The 25,208-nt window shown below is 43.3% G+C and carries 20 protein-coding genes; 3 read left to right on the top strand and 17 right to left on the bottom strand.

The features are described 5' to 3' along the window. Window positions 1-68: 68 nt before the first annotated feature. Window positions 69-4,454: a DNA polymerase III subunit alpha gene (dnaE, locus tag ABDW02_RS18800; RefSeq protein ID WP_343637361.1), complete on the top strand. Its 4,386-nt coding sequence runs from the start codon at window positions 69-71 to the stop codon at window positions 4,452-4,454. 96 nt (window positions 4,455-4,550) lie between these two features. On the opposite strand, the gene ABDW02_RS18795 is transcribed toward dnaE, so the two are convergent. The 7 genes from ABDW02_RS18795 to ABDW02_RS18765 all read right to left on the bottom strand — a co-directional run bounded on the left by ABDW02_RS18795 (window position 4,551) and on the right by ABDW02_RS18765 (window position 11,434). Beyond that, complete coding sequence (locus tag ABDW02_RS18795) at window positions 4,551-5,996, bottom strand: S41 family peptidase (RefSeq protein ID WP_343637359.1); 1,446 nt, start codon at window positions 5,994-5,996, stop codon at window positions 4,551-4,553. 66 nt (window positions 5,997-6,062) lie between these two features. Continuing rightward, window positions 6,063-6,836: an AraC family transcriptional regulator gene (locus tag ABDW02_RS18790; protein ID WP_343637357.1), complete on the bottom strand. Its 774-nt coding sequence runs from the start codon at window positions 6,834-6,836 to the stop codon at window positions 6,063-6,065. Between the two features lie 163 nt (window positions 6,837-6,999). Then, window positions 7,000-7,347 carry a hypothetical protein gene (locus tag ABDW02_RS18785; protein WP_343637355.1) on the bottom strand — a complete coding sequence of 116 codons (348 nt, stop codon included), beginning with the start codon at window positions 7,345-7,347 and terminating at the stop codon, window positions 7,000-7,002. 109 nt (window positions 7,348-7,456) lie between these two features. Next, entirely contained in the window at window positions 7,457-7,858 is a 402-nt protein-coding gene (locus tag ABDW02_RS18780) for a ribonuclease E inhibitor RraB (RefSeq protein ID WP_343637353.1), read from the bottom strand. A gap of 6 nt (window positions 7,859-7,864) precedes the next feature. Further along, window positions 7,865-9,937 carry a prolyl oligopeptidase family serine peptidase gene (locus ABDW02_RS18775; RefSeq protein WP_343637351.1) on the bottom strand — a complete coding sequence of 691 codons (2,073 nt, stop codon included), beginning with the start codon at window positions 9,935-9,937 and terminating at the stop codon, window positions 7,865-7,867. 71 nt (window positions 9,938-10,008) lie between these two features. Beyond that, a complete protein-coding gene (locus ABDW02_RS18770) occupies window positions 10,009-10,488 on the bottom strand; it encodes a group II truncated hemoglobin (protein ID WP_343637349.1) in 480 nt (159 codons plus the stop codon). Window positions 10,489-10,558: 70 nt separating this feature from the next. Continuing rightward, window positions 10,559-11,434, bottom strand: a complete 876-nt coding sequence (locus ABDW02_RS18765) for a transglutaminase-like domain-containing protein (protein ID WP_343637347.1) — start codon at window positions 11,432-11,434, stop codon at window positions 10,559-10,561. 241 nt (window positions 11,435-11,675) lie between these two features. Between ABDW02_RS18765 and ABDW02_RS18760 the strand changes: the two genes are divergently transcribed. Further along, window positions 11,676-12,530, top strand: a complete 855-nt coding sequence (locus ABDW02_RS18760; RefSeq protein WP_343637345.1) for a hypothetical protein — start codon at window positions 11,676-11,678, stop codon at window positions 12,528-12,530. Between the two features lie 117 nt (window positions 12,531-12,647). Here ABDW02_RS18760 and ABDW02_RS18755 read toward each other — a convergent pair whose 3' ends face one another. The 4 genes from ABDW02_RS18755 to guaB form a co-directional block, all read right to left on the bottom strand. Beyond that, window positions 12,648-13,607 (bottom strand): AAA family ATPase, encoded by a 960-nt coding sequence (locus ABDW02_RS18755; RefSeq protein ID WP_343637343.1) that lies wholly within the window; start codon window positions 13,605-13,607, stop codon window positions 12,648-12,650. 18 nt (window positions 13,608-13,625) lie between these two features. Continuing rightward, on the bottom strand, window positions 13,626-15,005 hold the full coding sequence (locus ABDW02_RS18750) for a peptidylprolyl isomerase (RefSeq protein ID WP_343637341.1): 1,380 nt from the start codon (window positions 15,003-15,005) through the stop codon (window positions 13,626-13,628). A gap of 140 nt (window positions 15,006-15,145) precedes the next feature. After that, complete coding sequence (locus ABDW02_RS18745; RefSeq protein ID WP_343637339.1) at window positions 15,146-17,101, bottom strand: peptidylprolyl isomerase; 1,956 nt, start codon at window positions 17,099-17,101, stop codon at window positions 15,146-15,148. Window positions 17,102-17,251: 150 nt separating this feature from the next. Beyond that, window positions 17,252-18,724, bottom strand: a complete 1,473-nt coding sequence (guaB, locus tag ABDW02_RS18740; protein ID WP_343637337.1) for an IMP dehydrogenase — start codon at window positions 18,722-18,724, stop codon at window positions 17,252-17,254. 166 nt (window positions 18,725-18,890) lie between these two features. On the opposite strand from guaB, the gene ABDW02_RS18735 reads away from it, so the two are divergent. Continuing rightward, on the top strand, window positions 18,891-19,523 hold the full coding sequence (locus tag ABDW02_RS18735) for a carboxypeptidase-like regulatory domain-containing protein (RefSeq protein ID WP_343637335.1): 633 nt from the start codon (window positions 18,891-18,893) through the stop codon (window positions 19,521-19,523). A 97-nt stretch (window positions 19,524-19,620) separates the two neighbouring features. Here the strand turns inward: ABDW02_RS18735 and ABDW02_RS18730 are convergent, their stop codons facing one another. From ABDW02_RS18730 to ABDW02_RS18705, 6 genes are all read right to left on the bottom strand, one after another. Next, window positions 19,621-20,925 (bottom strand): deoxyribodipyrimidine photo-lyase, encoded by a 1,305-nt coding sequence (locus ABDW02_RS18730; RefSeq protein ID WP_343637333.1) that lies wholly within the window; start codon window positions 20,923-20,925, stop codon window positions 19,621-19,623. 55 nt (window positions 20,926-20,980) lie between these two features. Next, a complete protein-coding gene (locus ABDW02_RS18725) occupies window positions 20,981-21,301 on the bottom strand; it encodes a hypothetical protein (RefSeq protein WP_343637331.1) in 321 nt (106 codons plus the stop codon). A gap of 62 nt (window positions 21,302-21,363) precedes the next feature. After that, window positions 21,364-21,768 (bottom strand): 6-carboxytetrahydropterin synthase, encoded by a 405-nt coding sequence (locus ABDW02_RS18720; RefSeq protein WP_343637329.1) that lies wholly within the window; start codon window positions 21,766-21,768, stop codon window positions 21,364-21,366. Between the two features lie 78 nt (window positions 21,769-21,846). Continuing rightward, window positions 21,847-22,683 carry a phytoene/squalene synthase family protein gene (locus tag ABDW02_RS18715; RefSeq protein WP_343637327.1) on the bottom strand — a complete coding sequence of 279 codons (837 nt, stop codon included), beginning with the start codon at window positions 22,681-22,683 and terminating at the stop codon, window positions 21,847-21,849. 9 nt (window positions 22,684-22,692) lie between these two features. Continuing rightward, complete coding sequence (crtI, locus tag ABDW02_RS18710; protein ID WP_343637325.1) at window positions 22,693-24,174, bottom strand: phytoene desaturase family protein; 1,482 nt, start codon at window positions 24,172-24,174, stop codon at window positions 22,693-22,695. Window positions 24,175-24,318: 144 nt separating this feature from the next. After that, window positions 24,319-25,188 (bottom strand): MerR family transcriptional regulator, encoded by an 870-nt coding sequence (locus ABDW02_RS18705; RefSeq protein WP_343637323.1) that lies wholly within the window; start codon window positions 25,186-25,188, stop codon window positions 24,319-24,321. Between the last annotated feature and the right edge of the window lie 20 nt (window positions 25,189-25,208).

Raw genomic sequence — 25,208 nt, 5'->3', positions numbered from 1 at the left:
GCGGCCTTCCCGGTTTTGATTCGTCCCTTTCTTTTGACTATCTTTATTGTCCCCAAACAAAGACTCACATGTTTTTAATTTTCGATACCGAAACAACAGGTTTACCCCGTGATTGGAATGCTCCTTTGACCGATTTGGACAATTGGCCGAGAGCGATCCAGATTGCCTGGCAATTGCATGATGAGTTGGGGAATCTGATCGAAGCAAAAGACTTCCTGATCCGCCCTGACGGATTCGATATTCCTTACGATGCAGAACGTATTCACGGAATTTCCACCGAATTGGCAACAGAGCAAGGGGAAGCTTTGGAAGATGTTATCGCAGAATTCAATGAAGCTCTGGGGAAAGCGCAGTTCGTGGTCGGACAGAATATTGGCTTCGACCTGAACATTATGGGGGCGGAATTCCTGCGGATGCAGGTGGAAACCAATATGCATGCTCTTCCCGTTCTGGATACCTGTACCGAGGTAACAGCTGAATTGTGTAAGATTCCCGGAGGTCGCGGAGGAAAATTCAAGTTACCGACACTGACGGAGCTACACAATTACCTGTTCAGCGTTCCTTTCGGTGAAGCACACAACGCAACTGCCGATGTGGAAGCAACTACGCGTTGTTTCTTCGAATTGGTCCGCAGAGAAGTCTTTACCAAAGAAGAATTAAAGGTCGAACTGGAGTTTTTCGATCGTTTCAAGATTGCGAACCCGGATTTCATCCAGCCGATCGGGCTTACTCACCTGAATCTTAAGGAAGAAAGCGCCAAACTCAAAAAGCAGACAAGCGACGATTCCGTTTCAGTCGATGTGACGGAAGCAAGGGAACGATTGAGAGATGTTCCTTTCGTACACTTGCACAATCATACGCAGTTTACCATTCTCCAATCCACGATGGATGTGAAAGGATTGGTGAAACAGGCAATCAAACACAACATGCCGGCCGTTGCCCTGACGGATATCGGAAACATGATGGCCGCTTTCCATTTCGAGAAAGCAATTGCCGGGATCAATAAGGAAATTGAAGCGGAACGCCAGCAGGCGGAAGAAAACGGTCAAACATATACCAAACAACCTTTGCTTCCGATTATCGGATGTGAAATGTATGTGTGCCGCGACCGCAAGGATAAAACGGTGAAAGACAACGGATCATTGGTTGTTTTCATTGCAAAGAACAAGAACGGTTACCACAACCTCATCAAGCTGGCTTCCATGGCCCACACCGAAGGAATGTACTACGTTCCGCGGATCGACAAAATGGCTATAGAACAATACCACGAAGACCTCATCGTGCTTACGGGAGGACTGAGTGGAGAAATCCCGAGTTTGTTGTTGAACGTGGGTGAGAAGCAGGCCGAAGAAGCATTGATCTGGTGGAAGAATATCTTCAAGGATGATTTGTACGTGGAAATTATGCGTCACGGTCAGGAAGATGAAAACCGCGTAAATGCTTCATTAATCAAGCTGGCTCAAAAGCATGAAGTAAAAGTTGTTGCGACCAATAATACCTTTTACGCCACGCGCGAAGATGCCAATACACACGATATCCTTTTGTGTGTGAGAGACGGTGAACAAGTAACGACACCAAAAGGAAAAGGACGGAATTTCCGTTTCGGGCTGGAGAATGAAGAATATTACTTCAAATCCGCTGACGAAATGAAGGAATTGTTCCTGGATCTTCCGGAAGCGATTGAAAGTGTTGCGGAAATCCTGGGGAAAGTCGAACATTATCCATTGGCGCGGGAAGTACTTCTTCCTGCATTTGATATCCCGGATGAATTCAAACACCCGGAAGATGAGGTCGACGGAGGAAAACGTGGAGAAAACGCGTACCTGCGTCATTTAACTTACGAAGGAGCGGCAAAACGTTACCCGGAAATTACACCTGAAATCCGCGAACGATTGGATTTCGAATTGGCGACTGTTGAAAGAACCGGTTATCCGGGATACTTTTTGATTGTACAGGATTTCTGTAAGGCAGCGCGTGATATGGGCGTTTCCGTTGGGCCGGGCCGTGGTTCGGCAGCCGGATCAGCGGTTGCTTATTGTACCGGAATTACCAATGTCGACCCGATTGCGTACGATCTCCTATTTGAGCGTTTCCTGAACCCCGATCGTGTTTCCATGCCCGATATCGATATTGACTTCGATGATGAAGGCCGTGGACGCGTAATTGATTGGGTAATTGAAAAATATGGAGCCAACCAGGTGGCGCAGATCATTACTTATGGTACAATGGCTGCGAAATCTTCCATCCGGGATGCAGGCCGTGTATTGGATTTGCCTCTGATCGAAACGAACGGATTGGCGAAACTGATTCCGGATAACTTCTCACTGGATGCGATTTTCAATTGGGAAGAACCGAAACTGGCTGAAAAGTTGGCAAATAGTCCGCTGGATCTGGCAAACGTACAGGAATTGCGGGCACTTGCGCGGGGAAATGACCTGCGCGCACAAGTTCTGAAACAGGCGCAACGCATTGAAGGTTCCGTTCGGAATACCGGGATCCACGCCTGCGGTGTGATCATTACACCGGATGATATTACGAATTTCGTTCCGGTAGCACTTGCCAAAGATACCGGCATGTGGTGTACGCAGTTTGATAACTCCGTTGCGGAAGAAGCCGGTTTGCTGAAAATGGACTTCCTGGGACTGAAGACTTTGACCTTGATCAAGGATGCGGTCCGGAATGTCAAAAAACGGCATGGTATCGATCTCGATCCGGATCATTTCCCGATTGACGACGAAAAAACATACGAATTGTTCCAGCGGGGTGAAACCGTGGGTATCTTCCAGTATGAAAGTCCCGGGATGCAGAAATACATGCGTGAATTGCGCCCGTCGGTGTTTGCCGATTTGATTGCCATGAACGCGTTGTATCGTCCGGGCCCGTTGGAATACATCCCGGATTTCATTAAGCGTAAGAACGGGGAACAGGAAATCAAATACGATTTGGATGCCTGTGAAGAATACCTGAAAGAAACTTATGGAATTACCGTTTACCAGGAGCAGGTAATGCTTCTGTCGCAGAAATTGGCTGGTTTCTCCAAAGGTGATGCCGACGTTCTGCGTAAGGCAATGGGTAAGAAGCAGCGTTACATCCTGGATAAAATGAAGCCGCAATTCGTTGCGCAGGGGCAGGAGCGGGGCCACGATCCGAACATCCTGGAAAAGATCTGGAAAGATTGGGAAGCATTTGCATCCTACGCCTTCAACAAGTCTCACTCCACATGTTACGCCTGGATTGCTTACCAGACAGCTTACCTGAAAGCAAATTATCCGGCTGAATTTATGGCTGCGGTACTTTCCAATAACCTGAATGACATTACGCAGGTGAGTTTCTTCATGGAAGAATGCCGGCGCATGGGAATCGAAGTATTGGGGCCGGACGTGAACGAATCTTCCTATGAATTTACCGTAAACCAAGCCGGAGCCGTGCGTTTTGGATTGGGAGGTATCAAAGGATTGGGAAGCGGGCCGGTTGAAAATATTATCGAAGAACGCAACAACGGATTTTTCACTTCCATCTTTGATATGACCAAGCGACTGAACCTGCGTCTGGTAAATAAGAAAGCGTTGGAAAGCATGGCTTATGCGGGATGTTTTGATTCCTTCAAAGGAGCGCACCGGGCACAGTATTTTGCTTTGGACGGATCGGGGAAAACCTTCATTGAGAATGCTCTGAAATACGGGAACAGTTTGCAGGATAATGAAAATTCCGCACAGGTTTCCATGTTCGGTGAATCAGCAGATGTGAAGATGCCCGAACCAACGATCCCGAATTCGGAAGAATGGAGCTTGCTGTACAAACTGAACCGCGAGCGTGAAGTAGTCGGGATCTTTATTTCCGGCCATCCGCTGGATGATTTCAGGGTGGAAATCGAAGCATTCTGTAACGGAAATGTAGAATTGCTCCAGAATGTGAAAAATCATTTGGGCCGCGATTTCACCATTCCTGCAATCATCACGGATGCGCAGCACTTAACTACGAAGACCGGTAAACCGTTCGGACTGATCATCATTGAAGATTATACGAATTCGCACAAGCAATACATTTTCGGGGATACTTACCTGAAATTCAAACACCTGTTGACGAAAGATTTGTTCGTTGCCATCAAAGGCCGTGTCCAGGAGGGCCCGTACCCGGATAAGATCACGAAAATGAAACCGATCGAGTTCAGTATTACTTCTATTGAGCAATTACAGGATATGATGGGGAACAAATCGGCAACCATCAATATCACAGTTCCGATCAAACTATTGGACCAGATGATGCTCAACAAGCTGGAAACCATGTTCCGCGAAAGCGATGAAGGAAACTGCTCGGTGAAATTCACGGTAATCGATCATTTGGACAATCTGACGGTGAGTATGCCTTCGAAACGTCTTCGGATCAATCCGTCTGCCAGAATGCTCTCAGAAATGAAAGAAATGCAGTTGGAGATTGGTTTTGATACGAATTAATTGACTACTCATTCCTCGGTCAAACTTTTTCTTTTTGCAGTTCAGGATCTGGTTGATCCAGACCGTTTTTGAAGGTCGTTCTCACTCATTTGAGAATTAGTGCATCAGGAGTTTTTTTGCAAATTCCAAAATTGTATCCTTATCTCCCAGGTAATCGTCAATTGTCTGTTCCACCTGGTAGTCGGGTTTTATACCATCTCCGTATCTTTGATCAGGCAATTTTTGTACATCCTGTTCCAGGTCCACAATTGAAAAGGACAATCGTAGTCCCGTATTTGGAAGCCGGTAGGTAACGGGGATGTGCCCTGTGTGTCCGTAGTATCCACCCAAAGCTTCCTGACCGATAACGACCGGTCCTTCATCGCTTTTAACCATACTGGCAAACAGGGAGCCTGCAGACGCAACGAACGGACTGATCAGCAGATATATATTTCCCGAAAAGGCATTTGGTTTTGGAGTCCAGACCGGGTTAAATGTTTCGTTTTGATAATATTTACCGTCTTTTAAAACGGAATGTTCTTCTTTCAATGTTTCTTCGAGTTCTTTGATCTCGTTTTTTTCTTCTTCCAAATAGTACTTTTTCAGCGGCACCTTATTGAAAAGCGTATGCGCAGACTTATTCTCCCTGAAATTCCGGTGGGTCAGATAAGAATACAGCAAGAGGTCGTTTGGATCATTTCCGCCACCGTTTTCCCGGATATCCACAATCAGATTCCGGATATTTTTTTGTTTCAGGTCGGTAAAAACCGAATCAAGAAATCGCGCATATTTCTGATGTCCATCGCTTTTCGTGCCTCCCAATGCAAAGGTGCTTACCGTTAGCAAACCCGTCTGATCAAGGAGTCGAAAGGAATAGTCAGGAACGTTTTTTTCATAATCCGGGATAAATCGTTGCCTGTAATTTCCGATTGCGGTTTTGTAATCAACGGCCTCCAGTGTTTTTTGAGTAATGCCGGAACTGTCTTTATAACTGATTGTAAAAGACTGCTGCGGCCCGTAGGCAAGATAAACATTAAAAAACAAGGCATTCGTTTCCAGGAAAGCGTATTTTCCGGTTGTATTGTAACCATCAGTGCTTAAAAAGCGGGAGACTTCGGTTGCGAAACTGGTGGCATCGGTATGGTTGATAGCAAGGATTTCGCTGCCGGCAGGCATATTCTCCCAGGCAAGATTCGTATAAAGTTTGTTACGGATGTATTTAAGCGGCAGAGGGAAGAATATCCGTTGTTGCCGCAATGCATTTTTCAAGGTGTCGGGATAAAACAGGTCGTTGTGACAGCTACCGGTAAAATCGATGACTTCCCAGACCAGCTTGTAAAATTCACGGTAAGAAATACCGTTTCGGATCCGTTTGCGGTTTGCCTGAAAGATACTGTCTGTTTCCCGTTTGGAATGGTATTTATATAGTCCGGCATTGGCTTTTTCGTAAATGCGTTGAAGGATGTCAAAGTCTTTTTGGAACTGATGCTTGCTGAATGATTGTGCTTCCGATTGAAAAAACGGGAATAAACAGATCAAGATTGCGAGAACTAAGTGCTTCATGTGTTTCTAAATGATACTGTCAAATTTAGAGGAAGCAGAAATACTTTACTTGTAAAATATTGGCAGTTATCTTTCGATTCTGTCCCGGTAAAGTTTTGGAGAAAGTCCGACATACTTTTTGAAACTGTGGGAAAAATGCGCCATGTCCGTAAAATTATATGCGTAGGCAATATCTGTCAGGTCACTGTCCGGACGAATTTCTGATTTTGCGGAAAAGACCTTTTTCATCAGGACATAACTCATCGGTGACATGCCGGTAAGGGCTTTGAATTTTTTTGAAAAACCAAATTTGTTCAGGTGCATCATTTTGGCCAATTCTTCCAGGTAGAATTTGTCCTCGATATGATCTTCAATGTAGTGAATCAATTCCGAAAGATAATCGGAGCGGAAACCGGATGTTTTTTCATTCCGGGAATTGTAAGCGTGTGGCTGAAGCCGATGGATAAAATCCGTTAGTGCATATTCGGAGGAATGATTAGCGCCTGATTTCAGGCTGTTCAAAAGCTGGATAAAGGTCTGATTGAGGTCGTTGTTTCTGATCTGTCTGTCCAGGAATTCGATGTGTTTTCCCTTCAGCATGTGTGCCATTAGTTCGGGCGAAACATACAGGGTATCGAAACTGACGTTGGTGTCGTTGTCTGCCAGCGGGTTTGAGTGTACTTCAAACGGATTGGTGATTGAAATACAGTTTTCCTGGCTGTAGAGGAATTGATTTTCAAGTTCCAGTTTTTCAATACCGCTTCGAATCAGTGAAATACAAAATGTTTCGTGAAAATGCCTGGGAAAATCCTGATTTTGGTTTTCCACGGAAATAAAACTGATTTCATTCGTTAAACTCATGATATTTCACAATTACAAACCTGGTTTGTGCTCCAGCGTGTTTAATGCTCCGGAGAGTTTAATATACAAATAAGTATGCATTGCAACATTACAAGTGCACGAATAATAGTTATAGACAAGCTCCGGATCACTCGTCGCAACTCATTCTTATTTCCGGCTGAAATTAAGGGACAGGCAAATATCCATGCTTTTTGATTTCCTCCAAATCGGTATGATCTGAAGTTTTTACTTTCCAAGTCATAATAAAATCCGGGTTTTCAACGGTTTCACCGGTCGATTTTTCCCGGTATGCTCCAAATTTTGCTTTCCGGATCGTTTCCTTCAAATAAGGAATCCGGAAAATGCTGTCGTCATCCCGGATGATTTTGAAAAATCCGTCAATGGTCAATTTAGCAACCCTTCCGTGTGTTTGGTAACGCTCGATTACTTTCCCATCTTTATCTACGAAGGTCAAGCCGATTAAAAAGACTTTCCCTTTCAAATAATTCCGTAATTGCCTCCAGGTCATCATAATCATTCCTTTTTGGTGAATTCTTAAGTTACAGCTTCATGCTGTTTTTTGCCGAAAATGAATTGCCAGAAACTGTTAAGATTTTGGATAAATTAAGAATTGAAAAAGCCTATATCTGGTCAGGTGTTGTTCCCCAGCCGTCAAATTCACAATCAAATTGGTAGCCTAAATCACACATTTGCACTGTCCAATTTGTTACCACCTCATCGGACATTTTCATTTTATTCGTCCAACCTGTTATTATGAAAAGTTTTTTGTCACTCGCTGAAACGCCAAATTGAACATCGTAACCCAGTTTTGCAATTTCAGCGGCCAATAGTTCGGCTTTATCTGCTGTATTTGTGTAAAAAAAGTACTCTAATTTCAATTCACTAACCTCATTTACGCCAATTTTTCTCAACTGTTCAAGTGTTTTTGGAGTCATGTGTTTTTGCGTATCCCGGCTATTGCGAAAATTTGCTTCGTTAAGGAACGGACGGGATTTCGGCTTGAGGAAGTTAAAAAGCCCCATTTTCAATCATTTCAATTTCATTAATAAATAAGAAAACACCAATGCATTGGACTTTGCGGTTTGCTCATTGGTAGATGAACCGGCGTGTCCGCCTTCCGTATTTTCGTAATAATACGTTTTGTATCCCAATTCATTCATTTTGGCCACCATTTTACGCGCATGTCCCGGGTGAACGCGGTCGTCACGGGTAGAAGTGGTGAAGAAGACTTCCGGGTAATTCATTCCGGCCTTTAAGTTCTGGTACGGAGAATATTTTTGAATGTAAGCCCATTCTTCCGGAATATCCGGGTTTCCGTATTCGCCCATCCAGCTTGCTCCGGCCAGTAATTTATTGAAACGCTGCATATCCAGCAACGGAACCTGGCAAACGATGGCGTTGTATAAATCCGGGCGCTGTGTGAAGGCAACTCCAACCAGCAAACCGCCGTTACTTCCTCCCATAACTCCCAGGTGTTGTGGAGAGGTGATTTTCTTCGCAATCAGATCTTCCGAGACAGCAAATAAATCATCAAATACATTTTGGCGTTTTTCCTTGATGCCGTCCTGGTGCCATTTCGGACCGAATTCCCCGCCACCGCGAATATTGGCCAATACAAACACTCCGCCTTTGTCCAGCCAGGCATTTCCGTATTTCGACATGTAGAACGGCTGGTAAGAAACTTCAAATCCTCCGTAGGCAAGAATCAATGTAGGGTTGCTTTCATCCATTTTCAGGTTTTTGGCAGCTACCACGAAGTATGGAACCATCGTTCCGTCTTTTGATTTTGCTTTGAACTGCTTTACTTCGTATTTACTTGCATCAAAGTAAGATGGAAGGGACTTGTCTGCTTTAAAAGTGTTGGTGGAAGCATCTGCCACATACAAGGTCGTCGGAGTAATGAAATTTTCGTACTGGAAAAAGTACTGGTCCGAAGATTCATTGGTCGTAATAATGGTGATTGTTCCGAAATCCGGGGCTTTCACCTTTTCATGGGCCCATTTTCCATTGTTGAACGAATAGATATACAATTGGCTCGTCACATTGGTCAACAGGTTCACTAGTACTTTGTTCTTAGTGGTCGATACTTCCGAAATACTGGAAAATTGATCCGGCTGGAGCATCAGTTGAACTTCTTTCGTTCCCTTCAATAACTGGCTGAAATTCATGCTTAAAAGCGCTCCGTTTGGATAGGTTTTGGAATTGACCTTCCAGTCGGATTTCAATTGAATGATCAGCTGATCGTTCAGTAAACCACTGATATTACAGTCTTCCGGAATATCCAATGCAACAATTTTATTGTCGATCCAGATCAACTTTTGGGAAGTGAAGAATGTAGGAGCTCTAGATATGAAAGTATACGTTTTTTCGCCATCCCGCAATGTTCCGCCCCAGGTACCCACATCCGATGCTTGTCCTTCATAGATAAGTTGTGCATCCTGAAGCAACGTGCCGCGTTTCCAGATTTTTACCTGGTTCGGATAACCGGAAGTGGTCATGGTTCCCTCTCCGAAATCGGTTGAAACACACAGCGTATTTTCATCGATGTAACTCGCTCCGCCTTTTGCTTCATTGATTTGGAACCCGTCTGCGATGAATTCTTTTTTTGCAGCATCAAATTCTTTGATAACTACCGCATCACCGCCCCCGTTGGAAAGCTGGACCAAAAAGCGGTTTTCAGAACCGTGAAAGGCCGTGGATCCTTTGTAAACCCATTTGATATTGTCTTTTCGCGATAATTCATCGATGTCCAGAAGAATTTCCCATTGAATGTTTCCGTTGGTATAATCCGTCAGCAAACATCTCCTCCAGATTCCACGCTCGTGTTCCTGGTCTTTCCAGAAATTGTAAACGTATTTCCCACGAATTCCCGGGTAAACGATCCGCTCGGGAGAATTGGAAATTTCCAGGCTCTTGTCGTAGATGAACTGGTAATCCTTCTCTTTGCTTAGTTTGTCGAGCGTAGCTTTGTTCTGAGCAGCTACAAAGTCCAGTGCTTTTGCACCGTCTACTTCTTCCAGCCATAAATAATTGTCTTGCTGTGCCTGGATAAAAGGAGTTGTTCCAAGAAGTGTCATGAGTATGAGGGGATATTTTGTCATGGTATATTATTTATCTGCGGTTTGTGAATGTGGCGGGAAACAAGATACAAATTATTTGGTCTGGAAAAGCTTTATTCTGTATCCGGAAGATAAGGGCCGCCGGTTTCTCCCCAGCCCCATTTTGGCATCGGTTCGTTTGTGTCCACCGGGTTTTCTGTCAATGCGGAATTGATTACAGCCAGGCGCGTGCCCCATTCAATGTAACCGACAAAGGCTGACCGGAATTCAGGATCGCTTTTAAGCCCGACTTCATCAGCCGTTTGCAGTAAAAGATGTACCCAGCGTTGCCGTTTTTCCTCGTTGAGCATTTTGCCGATGTGTTTACCGATCATTTTAGCATGACTTCCGTTGTTCTCCTGTGTATAGAATTTTTCTCCGCCGAAAACTTCTGCCACAAAATTGGAGACATGCTTCACGTGTTCCGGTGACATGTCTTTAAATACTTCGCCAAGCAGATCATCTTTCAGAACTTTCGCGTAAAATTGGCTGAAGAGCGTTTCAAAGGTTTTGATATCGCCCGCCCACTCATATAAAGTTGGTATCTTTTTCATTCCTTCTAAATTAATGATTGTCTTCCAGATTTCTAACCCGGAAGAAAAGATCAAAAGAATATGCAGAAGATTAATCCAGCAAACTTCTCAACTCGATCAATTCATTCACCTTTTCCAGGTTTCCTACCTGCTGGAAGGAAGAAATGAGGTTGGTCAGCATTCTGCGGATAATATCCGAATTGGAGCAGGGCTGGAAATGGCTCGCCTGCGGAGCTACCTGGATACTCGACAAAAACTGTACGATATCGTCTTTTTGCAGCATGCTTCCTTTGGAAAATGCATTGATGTAGAACAAAACACCGTATTCGTTGCCATTGGAAATAAACTGGTTCACGCCGTTGTTATCCATATACGCCAGGATGAAATGGTTCGGCAGGTTTACCCCGTAAATCGGTAATTTGAGTTCCTGTGCAATAATACTGTACAGAATGCTCAGACTTAGCGGGTTTCCTTTCTTGGTTTCAATCACCGTGTTCAGGAAGGAATTGAGCGGAGAATTATAATTCTTGGAATTTCCGGAAAATCCGTATTGTCCGAAAAGTACTTTATTGATAATCCGGATTGATTCGAAAGCGGTCATATTCGGATTTAACTCCAGCCAGCAATCCCTGCGTACGCGTTCGATGAATTCGTAAATGTGTTTCTCGTCTAAACCCGGATATTGGTATTTTGCAACGATGATGGAGCCTTTCAGCAAATCTTTGGTCGAACTGCGGTACCAGGAAAGCATCTGCCGTTTGCATTCTTCAAACTGGATCTCGTGGATCAAAGTTTCGATCCTGGATTGAAAGAGCAATCCGTAATCTTTTTCTTCCCAGGAAGATTCGAGTAGCTGAACTGCTTCCGGGCCGATCTCCAGCAAACGATCTCTTACATGCGCATATACTTGCTCATCAGGATCATCCATGAGCGCAATCAGTGCTTGTAAAGATTTGAGATCTTTCATAGAACAAAGATATGGGAAGCTGAATTCTGATTTTGATTTCCTTCGTTGAAACTATTAATACCGGAATGTGAACAACGAATTAAAAAGGTTTAAAGGGCTTGATTTTGCTCGGTAAAAAATAACAGACTGTGTAACTTTTTGCTAAATAATCGGTTAAAAGTGATATTTGCTCATTTATATCAAAAACGTTTGGTATGTTATTTGTTATCAACGATATTCGTATCTCTAAAACTACATCAAAATGAAACGACTATTAATTTTTAGCCTCGCTTTAGCGACTCTTGCACAAGTTGCATCATGTAAAAAAAAGGTTGGCTGGGAGTATGACCAAAGCAGCGCTCCGACAACAAACGCAATCGCAGAAAATGCTTATGCCGAAATGGCGAACATGTCCGACCAGGCATACAAAGGAGGTGTTTTCGTTTACGGGATCGGGAAGCCAATTATCCGTTACCAGGACACTCACGAAGTTTCCGAAACAGAGAAAGCAGACTGTAATGTGATCATCACGATTGATACGGTAGGTTCTCAGGATACAATTACCATTGATTGGGGATCCAACAACTGTACCTGCCTGGATCAGAAACAACGTCGTGGTAAGTTGATCATTGCTTACAACGGACCGTATTACAACCAGGGAACAATTATCCGCTATACGCCGGTTAATTACTATGTCAATAACAACAAGGTAGAAGGATTGATGACGGTTGAGAATATGGGGCCAAACGGATTGGGGCAGCCTTATTACAATGTGAACGTAGACGGTGTTGTAACCTTAACTACCGGAGAAATTGCAACGTATGTTTCTTCCCAGGTGCGAACTTTTACGAACGGGTACAATACGATTTTGAATATTTACGACGATGAATGGGACGTGACCGGAACGGCTACAGCAGAAGTAGTAAACGGAGACGGTTACGTAGCGAACATTACCAGCCCATTGCATGTGAAAGTAGGATGTCCTTACATTACAAAAGGAACATTGGAGATCACACCAACCGGAAAATCGGTTCGTACGATTGATTACGGTTCGGGATCTTGTGACGGAACATTTACCATCCTGATCAACGGTCAGACATATACGATCGTGGTGTAACGCCTATAGATATATCCAAAAAAACGAGGGGTGGAAAATTTTTCCACCCCTACGTTTTTTATTCAAATGTTTTTACGAAAGTACTGACGTTTGTCTGTGTCAAACCGCCGGTTATTGTTAGCTCTTCATCAATTCCGAAATCAATCGGTCGTTGGAGAACCCTTCTGCTTCCGCGCGGTAATTTCTTACGATACGGTGTCTCAAAATCGGTAAAGCAACAGCTTTTACGTCGTCGATATCCGGTGAAAAACGCCCGTGCAGTGCTGCGTGGCATTTTGCTCCTACAATTAAGTATTGAGATGCTCTCGGACCTGCTCCCCACGAAATAAAATCTTTCGTCAGTTGCGGGGCCATCGGGTTGTCTTTACGTGTTTTTGCGACCAGTTTCACGGCATATTCCAATACGTTGTCAGGAACCGGAATACGACGGATCAATTCCTGGTATTCCGCGATCTTTTCACCTGAAACGATTTGTTTCAATTGTATTTTTGTATCGGAAGTCGTGCTTTTTACTATCGCCAATTCTTCTACGAACGTCGGATAATCTACCCAGATATTGAACATGAAACGGTCCAGCTGAGCTTCCGGCAACGGATAAGTTCCTTCCTGTTCAATAGGGTTTTGTGTTGCCAATACGAAGAACGGATGCGGCAATGAATACGTTGTTCCCGCAGCAGTTACTCTTCGCTCCTGCATGGCTTCCAAAAGTGCGGATTGCGTTTTCGGAGGCGTACGGTTAATCTCATCGGCCAAAATGATGTTATTGAACAAAGGCCCTTTGATGAATTTGAACTGGCGGCTTTCGTCCAGGATTTCAGAACCTACAATGTCCGATGGCATTAGATCGGGAGTAAACTGAACACGGTTGAAAGACAAACCAAGCGTGTCGGCAATCGTATTTACCAAAAGGGTTTTTGCCAATCCGGGAACCCCTACAAGCAAACAATGCCCGCGGGAAAAAATGGAGATCAATACCTGATCAACTACTTCTTCCTGGCCGACAATGACCTGGTGGATTTCGTTCTTAAGTGCTTTATAGTCTTTTACCAGTTGTTCAATAGCAGCTACGTCTGACATAGTTTTATCGTTTTTTCTTTAAGGTGCTTTAGGAACCCATTGATTTTGAAACTGACAATCTTTGAAAGAATCATCAATGCGGATATATGCGGTTGAAATTTTAGATTTCGTCCAGGTTTCGATAGCTTTTTGCTTCTTTTGTTCCAATGCCATCATGCGGAATAAGTTGTAATCATCCGTTAGGTTACCCACGTGCGGCTTGGTACGTTCAGCTACGCGTACAATGCGGATTGCTTCCTTGCGCTCGTTGAAATCGTAGTACAAAAGCGGAGCGGTAATCTGGTTGATTTCCAGTCCGTCTGTCAATTGGAACATCATCGGGTCAACCTGGTTCACTTGTTCAACACTCCATTTGATCTCCCCGGTAATCGGGTTGGTGATGAATCCTTTGTTTTCCTTCGTGTTTGCATCGTTCGAATAGATCTTAACAGCGTCTTCCCAGGTTATTTTATTTTCTTTCAGTTCGCTGTAGCATTTCTCAATGCGCTTGCTGGAAGCATCCAGGTTGTCCAGGCTGAATTTAGGAGCTATCAGGATGTGATTTACTACGTAATCATCACCCTTTCGTTCGATCAGCTGCATGAAGTGATATCCGAATTCTGTTTCAAACACTTCACTGATTTCTCCTACTTTTAAGCTGTAAGCCGTTGCTTCAAACGGGCGTGCCATCTGACCGCGTGTACCTTCGATCCGTCCGCAGATTTTAGCACTTCCCGGGTCTTCGGAATAAAACGCTGCAGCGGAACAAAAACTGGTTTTACCGCTAACGACTTGTTTCCGGATATCTGAAAGTTGCTTGTAGGCAATGTCCTTATCGTTTTTTGTAATGGCCGGGAAAATGGCTATCTGCTGGAAAGAAAGCTGCGAGTTGATATACGGCAAACTGTCTTTGGGGATCGACTTGAAAAAGTTCTCAACGTCAAGCGGGGAAACATCAATGGCAGAAGTAATGCCTCGTTCTACTTCCTGTCCCTGCATTCTTTTCTTAATGATGGTTCTGAATTCTTCTTTGATCTGGAGTTTGGTTTTGCCATAAAAAGATTCAATGGTAATCGGATTCCCTTTTTCATCTTTCACATTCTTCATCTGACTTTCAATCATGCGAAGCTTGTTTTCCATTTCTGCATCCACCTGTTCGTCGCTGATCTGGATAGAATCCAATTCGGCCTGGTTTACCAGCAGGAAGTTATACAGCATTTGTTCCAGGATAGCGCAGTCATTGATGTCTGCATCCGGAATACCATTTTGCTTCATGGATTGTTTTTGTCCCTCGATTTCTGAAAAAAGCACAATGTTATCACCCACCTGAGCAACTACTTTATCGATGATTTTAGGTTGGGCAAAGGATTTGGTAAATGCCAGTATGAAGAATAAACTAAGGATTATGCTGTATTTCATGTTCTTTTTATCAAGCAAAATGAGTTGCTAATTTCGTGTTCTTTTTTGAGATTCAATCAATAACGCAAAGCAAATTACATTATTTTAAGAATAAACTGTTTTTTGCAAAAAGAAAAACCGGCTTTGCCGGCTTTCTTTTCTTATTTTCCTAAACTGTAAAGGACTTGCTCGTGTATCACTATCGGGTGCTTTTTGGCAATTTCCGTCAACCATTCTTTTTCGAGATAGGTTTGATAATCGGAAGTTGCAGCTCCTTTCGCTTCTGCCATTGTTTTCTGCATCGGCTCCAGGATCTCGTCCACTTTCACAATGTAATACTTGCCGTCAACCACATAAGCCGGATTGACTCCTTTTTTCAACTCGTGTCCTTTCAAATACGGAGTAGATTCTACTTCAAATTTACCAGTTCTTACACGCAGGTTCAATTCCGAATCCTTGTTGATTGCATTGATTACCGTGCGGGAAGAAATCGTATCGCTTTTCAGCATAGCAGCCACTTTTTTCGCGATGTCTTCATTCGAACATTCGTAAATATAGGCGTTGTATCTTTTTCCCCATTTGTAGTTCGCGTTGTTGCTTTCAAAGAAAGTTTTCAACCCGGAAGTATCTTTGATCGCTTTGTTCCAAACTTTATCGGACATCACTTCGTACAACAAAATTCCGTCGTGGTATTCCTGCATCAATGCTTTGAAGTCTGGGTATTTGCTGTCTAATTTGCTTTCTTCGTAACCAAGGATTTCGCTGTTTTGCCAAGCTGCGTATTGCTTTTTCACCAGGGTATTTGCGTCCATGCTCTTGTAAGCTCTGAAGTTCTTTTGCAGGTAAGCGGCAAAATCTTTCTGAGTGAAGGATTTTTTATCCAAAGTAAACATGGCTGTGTTTGATTTCAAAGCATCAGCATTCCAGGTTCCTTTGTAGTAGTTGGTATCGATGTTTTGTACGAACCACTTGCTTGTTTTGCTGTAATTATCCTTGAAAGCATATGTTTTCTTCAGCTTTTCAATGAATGATTGCTGAGTTACAACGGCACGCTCGTCTTTATTGACTTTGCCCTGGATCTCTTTTTTCAATTCTTCAAAGCTGCGCAGAGGTGTTAATTCCAAACGTTTGATGATGTGGTATCCGAAAGCTGTTTGTACCGGTTGTGAAACGTCTCCGTTTGCTTTCAGCTGGAAAGCTGCTTCTTCGAATTCAGGAACCATGCGTGTGGTTGTTCCTGTTCCGAACAATGGCAATTCTCCGCCTTTTTCAGCTGTTTGTGCATCGTCGGAAAACTCGCTTGCCAATTTTTCAAAAGATTCTCCGGCTTGCAATTTCGCGTAAATCTCATCTACTTTTTTATGAGCTGTTTCGATTTCTTCAGGAGTTGCTTCTTTTCCGGTTGCAACCATGATGTGTGCTGCTTTCATGGTTCCTCTCGCCGGGCGCATATCGATTACTTTCAGGATGTGGTAACCGAATTTGGTGCGAACAGGATTGGAAATTTTCCCAACCGGTGTATTGTAAGCCGCTTCTTCAAACTGGTATACCATCTGGAATGCAGTGAAGTAACCCAGGTCTCCGCCGTTTCTTACTGCGGATGGATCATCGGAACCATTTTTTCCTTTTGCAACAGTGGCGAAATCTTCACCGTTCTCGATGCGTTTTTTGATAGCCATGATGCGGTTGTAAGCCGCCAGCGTATCTTCAGGAGAAGCATTTTCCGCTACTTTCACTAAAATATGAGAAGCATGAACTTCATTTTTCATGCGCTCGTATGCCTGTTTTACCAAAGCACTGTTCTTCGTAGAATCAATCAGGTATGGCTGCGACAATTGTTTTCTGTAACCCGCCAATTCCTTTTTCAATTTCGGAATGGTATCGTATCCAAGTGCTTCTGCTTCTGCAACTTTCAACTTGAATTTCTTGAACAATTCCATGTACTCATCCAACGATTGTTTGTCGTATTTCGGATTGGTATTATTCTTTAAGTAAATCTGGAGGAATTCGGATTTGGTGACCTTTTTACCGTCAATTTCCATCACAACGTTATCCGTTTGAGCGGTGGTATTCAGGGAAAACAGGATTCCTAAGGCTAATATTAGTCGTTTTTTCATGTATTGTAATACTTTATGCAAACCAAGAACGCCAAAAATAACACATTGTTTTTGGTTTGAAAGTAAAATCGGGATGATTTAAGAAAAAATTAAGGATTAGGCAGTGGCGTATAAAAAAAGGGGCGAATAATTATTCGCCCCTGCCATGTATCATTTTAAACTATAATTCGGTGCTTCCCGTGTGATCGTTACATCGTGCGGGTGCGATTCACGCATTCCTGCTGAGGTAATGCGTACGAATTCAGCTCCTTTTAATTTGTCGATCGAACCTGCTCCGCAGTAACCCATTCCGGCTCTCAAACCACCAACGATCTGGTAAACCACTTCGAATAAGTTTCCTTTATATGGAACGCGTCCTGAAATTCCTTCCGGAACCAGTTTTTTGATATCGTCTTCCGCATCCTGGAAATAACGGTCTTTCGAACCTTTTTGCATCGCTTCCAAAGATCCCATTCCGCGGTAAGATTTGAATTTTCTTCCTTCGTAGATGATGGTTTCACCCGGAGATTCTTCTACTCCTGCAAACATGGAACCGATCATCACTACATCTGCTCCGGCAGCGATCGCTTTTACGATATCTCCCGTATAACGGATACCACCGTCGGCAATTACCGGAACTCCTGTTCCTTCCAATGCCAGAGCAACATCATTGACAGCTGTCAACTGCGGCACTCCGACTCCTGCGATCACACGTGTTGTACAAATAGAACCCGGGCCGATTCCTACTTTCACAGCATCTGCACCTGCTTCTACCAGGTATTTTGCAGCGGCTGCAGTAGCAATATTCCCTACGATCACATCCAACTGCGGGTATTGCGCTTTGACTTCTTTTAGTTTCACAACCACACCTTCCGTATGTCCGTGAGCAGTATCGATAACGATTGCATCTACACCGGCCTCAACTAAAGCCTGTACACGCTCGATGGTATCGTGTGTAACTCCAACAGCTGCAGCAACACGCAGTCTTCCGTATTGGTCCTTGCAGGAATTCGGGTGTGTTTTTACTTTGATGATGTCGCGGTAAGTGATCAACCCGATCAGGGTGTTGTTTGCATCAACAACCGGTAATTTTTCGATTTTATTTTCCTGTAAAATATCTTCTGCTGTTGCCAGACTTGTTCCGTCTTTGGTAGTGATCAGGTTTTCAGTGGTCATGATTTCTCTAACCGGACGAGTATGGTTTTTCTCAAAACGCAAATCGCGGTTAGTGATAATTCCTTTTAATTTTCTGTTTTCATCCACTACCGGAATTCCGCCGATCTTATACTCAGCCATTAATTCCAATGCATCTTTGACAAGGGCGTGCTCGGATAAAGTCACCGGATCCAGGATCATTCCGCTTTCGGAACGCTTTACTTTCCGTACTTCCAATGCCTGGTCGGCAATGCTCATGTTTTTGTGGATCACTCCGATTCCTCCGTGCTGGGCAAGTGCAATAGCCAGACTTGCTTCCGTAACCGTATCCATTGCAGCGGAAACGATAGGAGTATTGACCTCGATGTTACGGGTAATTTTACTTTTTAATTGAACGTCGCGTGGTAGAACTTGTGAAAATGCCGGGACTAAGAGTACGTCGTCGTAAGTGAGACCTTCTCTGACTGAATTAAGATTGGACAGTGCCATGTTTGAACCTACTTTTGAAATAAATTCTCGCAAAAGTAATTATTTTCGGTTACAAACAAATCGGTTTAGTTAAAGTTTCTGTTAACTTTTCGACTTTCAGCTGATAATTAATGTTAAACGCTTCCAAAGCCTTCGATGATTGTCGAAAATTCCGTATTCTTGCTGTATGAATAATTGGTTGAAATACGGACTTATCGGAATGGTATTTGCCATTTCACTGAACGCGAATTCTCAAAATAAAGAGCGTTTAATTCAATTGTCGGGAGTAGTTGTTTCTTCAGATAGCTTGCAGGAAATGCCTTACGCCGGGGTTTATAACAAAACCATTCATAGAGGTACGATTGCTGATGTCTATGGGTTCTTTTCCCTGGTTGTCCAGCCGGGAGATACAGTGATGTTCCGGTATTACGGTCACAAACCTTCTTCTTACATTGTTCCGGATACTTTAACCGAGAACCGTTATTCAATTATTCATATGATGATGGTTGATACCATTCAGTTAACTGAGGTAGTTGTCTATCCATGGCCATCCAAAGAAGCATTTGCACAAGCGTTTGTAGAAATGAATCCTTATGACGATGCGATGCTGAGGGCTCAGAAACAATTGTCGGGACAATCCCTGGCGCAAATTGCTTCCCTAGTTCCGAGTGATGCTTCTCTTTCTTTCGGGAACGTGGTAAACCAAAACAATACACGTTTATATACAATGGGGCAATCTCCGGTAAACAACTTGCTGAACCCGTTTGCCTGGGCAACCTTCCTGCAGAAATGGCGATCCGGTGAACTGAGACGTCAATAAAAACTCCCAAAAAATGATTTCGTGATATAACGAAATCATAATATCATGTTTTAATATTCTGCTCTTCGATGACCTCTTTACGGCAAGAGTAAAAAGGTTATTTTGCTTTCAGCGCTTTTTTATACCGTTCTAATACCCGTTCGCGAGCCCATTTGTGTTCCACAATTGGTTCCGGGTAATCAGCAGTTCCGAATTCCGGCACCCACTTTTTGATGTATTCAAACTTCGGATCGAATTTTTCCTGCTGACTGGTCGGGTTGAAAATGCGGAAATAGGGAGCTGCATCAACTCCCGAACCTGCGGCCCATTGCCAGCCACCGACATTGCTCGCTAATTCGAAATCCAGTAATTTCTCCGCAAAATAGCGTTCCCCCAATCGCCAGTCATGCATCAGATGCTTGCAAAGGAAACTCGCCACCACCATCCGGATACGGTTGTGCATATGACCTGTTTCATTCAGTTCGCGCATTCCGGCATCAACCAGCGGATAACCGGTTTTACCTTCGCACCAGGCCCGGAATTGTTTTTCGTCAAATTCCCATTCAATGCGGTCGTATTCGGATTTGAAAGCATGGTCCATACTTTTGGGATACCAATACAGGATCATCTGGTAAAAATCCCGCCAGATCAATTCGTTGAAGTATTTTTCGTTGGTTGCTTTTGCGTACCTGGCCAATTCGCGAATGGAGATCGTCCCGAAACGCAGGTGCAGACTTAGACGCGACGTTCCCTCAATGGAAGGAATATCACGGGTTTCGTGGTAATTCCGGATGATTTTGGTTGGAATGGTGAGTGAAGGAAATTCCTGTGTTTGAATTTCACTGAACCCTAGTTCTTCCAGGCTGGGAAGAGCAAATTTCTTTCCCTTGTTCAGGTTGGAAGTATATTTTTCAACCGGGTAAGTACTCAGGTAGAAATCGTTCAGTTTTTCCTTCCATCGTTTCATGTAGGGAGTAAAAACGTGATAGGGATTTCCGTCGGGCTTCACCACCTCATCTTTTTCAAAAATCACCTGGTCTTTCGAGCCTGAAAAGGTACAATCCAGTTTTTGAAGCGCTTCGTGAACGGATTTGTCGCGTTTAATGGCATCGGGTTCGTAATCCCTGTTGCAAAATACTTTTTGAACGGAATATTCTTTGACCAGTTCTGGAATTAATTGCGTTGGATTTCCCCGGAAAACCCACAAGGAAGCCCCGAGTTTTTGATAAGCTGCCTGTAATGTTTCAATCTGCTGATGAATAAACAGAACACGCTGGTCATTTTTCGGAAGTTTGCTTAGTATTTGGGTATCAAAAATGAAAATAGGCTGAACATTTTCTCCTTGTTTTAATGCTTTGAAAAGTCCGGCATTGTCGTGGATTCTCAGATCTCTCCGATGCCAGAAGAAGGTCAGTTTTTCCATAATTCTATAAAATGTGCAGGGGGCGAAAAATTTTTTCGCCCCCTACACTTATGTTTTAATACCACGAATGTATAATCCCCATAACGGCCACCAGAACACCTACGATCGTTCCGATCAGGGTCATTCTCGTGCGTTTTTTCAGGTAAACGATCGAACAGAATAGTACGGAAAAAACACCGATTATGATGCTGAGCATGCTCAGGGAAAACAACTGGTTTTCGTAGTTGAATCTCAATGCCTGGGTAAATTCATTGTCCTTGATATCGGCATTACTGTTCAAATCTGTCAGGAACGGAATGATCGCGAATTGGTTGTAACAAACCAAAAGCAAACCTACAATGCTGATTACAAAACCTATTGCCGAAAGAGCTCTCATACTAATTGATGTGTGCGCAAAAATATAAAAGATTCAAGAACCTTTTCTTACATTTTAAATATTTAGTTTCCATCGTATTCGACTCCATTGCGGGGAGTTTCCCACAGGCGCACTTTTAATTTCAATCCTGCCGGAAGTTTGTCGCGTAAAATATTCCAGCAAACGAATGCGATGTTTTCCGCAGAAGGGATCAAATCTTTGAATTCCGGACAATCCAGGTTCAGGTTCCGGTGGTCGAAACGCTCCAGGATTTCCAGCTTCATAATGTCGGAAAGCTGTTTCATGTCCATTACATAACCGGTGTCGGGATTGATCGGACCGTCCAATTCCACTTCCAGTTTGTAATTGTGTCCGTGAAAATTGGGGTTGTTGCATTTCCCGAAAACACGGTTATTGGTTTCATCGTCCCAGTTCGGATTGAATAAGCGATGTGCAGCATTGAATTGTTCGACGCGAAAGATCTTCATGGGAAAGTATTTCTTCTATTATTTGTTTGTACTGAATTACCTGAATCTTGCCGTGTCGTTTGCTATTCTTTCTGACAACTACAATAAATTCAGGTTATGACGAAGATAAGAAGTAAATAGCAAACGGTACTTTTTATTGTCGGGAATCCGGATGCGTTCGCCCAAAATAATATGGGGATCTGTTTGCCGGATCTTGTGGAATAACTTGACATAGTAACGATAAGCCATATAAACTCCAAAGCGTGCGTCTTTAGGCAATTTCTTAATGCCCTCATATCCTGCTTTGAAATCCATTTCGATTTCCTCTTCGATTTTCTGCTTCATGGCATGGTCGAAATGATCAAAATTCATTTCCGGGAAATATGAGCGGCCCAACTGGTAATAATCGGCATTCAGATCGCGCAGGAAATTGATCTTCTGGAAAGCAGCACCCAATTTCATGGCCGGTTCCTGCAATTCTTCGTAGTCAAGCTGGCTTCCCCTTACAAAAACCTTGAGGCACATCAAGCCTACCACTTCTGCAGAACCTAAGATGTACCGCTCGTATACCGTGCGCTCGTATTGGGAGGTTTCCAGGTCCATTTCCATCGAATCCAAAAATATCTCAATCAATTCCTCGTCAATTTTATAGGTATTCACCACCCATTGAAAGCTGTTCAGGATCGGGTTCAGGGAAATGCCGCGTTCAATCGCTTTGTAAGTTTCGGCTCTGAATTCCTTCAGCAAATCTTTCTTTTCATACTCGTGAAAACTGTCTACGATTTCATCTGCGAAACGCACAAATCCGTAAATGGCATGGATAGGTGCCTGCAGGTCTCTGCTCAGAAATCGGATGCCCAGGGAAAAGGACGTACTGTACCTTTTGGTTGTCATGGCGCTCATGTCCAGTGAAAGTGTGTCGAATAATTGTTTCATAGCAGTGGTTTAATATTGTTTTTCAATTTGTTTGATCACATGTTTTGCGACCACTTCTCCCGAAACGATAGATGGCGGAACTCCAGGTCCCGGAACCGTCAATTGCCCTGTATAAAACAGGTTTGATAAATGCTTGTTCTTGATACGGGGTTTCAATAAAGCAGTTTGTTTCAATGTATTTGCCAATCCATAAGCATTTCCTTTAAAGGCGTTGTAATCCGTTACAAAATCGGAGATGCAATAACTACGCTTGTAAACAATGTGTGGATTGAGATCAAACCCTATTTTTTCGATTAATCGATTTCGCAGGATCTGGAAATAATCTTCGCGTTGTTTTTCCGAATCGGTAAGATTTGGTGCGATCGGTATTAATAAAAACAGGTTTTCACCGTTTTCCGGCGCAACGGAAGGATCTGTTTTCGAAGGACAACTCGCATAGAAAAGCGGTTTGCGCGGCCACTTCGGATTTTTATAGATGTCAGAAGCGTGTGCGTCAAAATCCTCATCGAAAAACAGGTTGTGGTGAAGCAGATTCGGAACTTTACAATCCAAACCGATGTAGAACAGGAGGCAGGAGGGAGCCATTATTCGCTTTTCCCAGTAACTGTCCGTGTAATTGGCTTTATTTTTCAGGAGTTGTTCGGTGTGTTGATAATCCGCTCCGGAGATCACATAATCACAGGCAATTTCTCCCCGGGAAGTATTAACAGACCGGATTTCCCCGTTTGAAGTATTAAATCCGAGAACGCGCGTGTTCAATGAAAAAGTGACTCCTTGTTCCAGCGCAATTTTTTCGAATGCTTTCACAAATTCGAACATTCCACCCATCGGGTACCAGGTTCCCAGTTGAATATCCGCGTAATTCATTAATGAATAAAGGGCCGGCGTATCTTTTGGGGTTGCTCCCAGGAATAGGATCGGGAATTCAAGTAGTGAAATGATTTTCGGATGCGTGAAATATTTCCGGATGAACGAAGCAAAGGATGTGAAGAGCTGCATTTTGAATAAACCGGTCAAAACACGGGTATCGGCAAATTCGGTCAGTTTCAGACTTGGTTTGTACACCAAATCCTTCATCCCGATGTTGTATTTCTTTTCGGCATCTGCCAGGAATTGTCTCAGTTTAATACTGCTTCCCAGTTCCAGTTTCTCAAAGTATTCTTCCATTTCAGGAATCGAAGCAGGAATGGGATCAATGTCATTGTTGCCCCAGATAACCTGGTAGGACGGATTTAACCGGACGAGTTCATAAAAGTCTGACGTAGTGTAGCCGAATTGCCGGTAGAAATTCTCGAAAATATCCGGCATCCAGTACCAGCTTGGTCCCATGTCGAACGTAAATCCGTTATCCGTTTTAAACTGACGTGCTCTTCCGCCAATGCTGTCGTTCTGTTCCAGGATAAGCACTTCGTGTCCTTCCTTTGCCAGGAATGACGCACAGGATAAACTGGAAATACCTGAACCGATAATAGCTATTTTTTTTCCTGACATTGAGCCGTTTAAATGTGACATAAATCTTATCCGGAATGAATGTACAATTTAAATTGACTCAATCGGCTAAAATCATTTTTGTTTAACAAATATATAAAAAGATTAAACAAAAAGAAATAATCGGAAAGAATAGTGCCGGAAAGTTTACCGGATAAGCTGCTCTAAATCAGAAAGTGTGTGAATCCGGCGGATATTTTTTGAAAGAGCGGATCCCAGCTGATCGATCTGATAACCACCGGCAATGATCTTTAAATGACCGAGATCTCTTTCGAGTTGTATGAAATAATCCAGTATTTTTTGAGGTTCGATTGCTGTAAGCCAGCTGGATGCAATTCCTTTGGGTTTTAATGTTTCCACCGTTTTAATCAAAGCATCATAGGGTAAAGCCTGGCCGAGATAAATGCTGTTGATGCCTTTTGAGCGGAGGTGATAATGATAAACCAGCAGGCTGATTTCGTGCCATTCGTGTTCCGGCAGGTAAATAATGATTTTTTCTGCGTTCGGATCGGGAATGGGTAATTGATCGATGGCAGCTATGATTTTTTGCCGGATCAGGTTGGAAATGAAATGTTCCTGTGCCGGATTAATAGTTCCTACCATCCACATGATACCGATCCGATTGAGAAATGGGATAATGTGTTCTGAAAAAATATCGGATAAAGGTGCTTTTTGGTTCAGCTCGCGGAATGTTTTATTGAACAGGTGTTCGTCCAGCTGCAAAACGGAAACAATGAATTCTTCGATCGCCGTATCAACATCCCTTGAGTCGTGTATCGATCTGGAGGTGTCAAAAATCTGGCGGGTGCTCATTTCTGCAATCCTGGAGATCTTGATTCCTTTTTTGTTTAATAAAGAGATGTTTAAGAGTAAAAGCAGTTCGTCATCAGAATAAGTCCGTATATGGGTGGTGGTTCTTTGAGGAGTGAGCAGGCCATATCTTTTTTCCCACATCCGGATCGTATGTGCTTTAATTCCCGTTAGAATTTCCAAGTCCCGGATTTTGTATCCTGCCATAACTTTTACCCCTTCAATAT

Origin of the sequence: Fluviicola sp., from assembly GCF_039596395.1 — a bacterium.
Taxonomy (GTDB): domain Bacteria; phylum Bacteroidota; class Bacteroidia; order Flavobacteriales_D; family Crocinitomicaceae; genus Fluviicola.
Note: the sequence above shows the minus strand (reverse complement) of the source record. Positions and strands in the feature narration are given on the sequence as shown.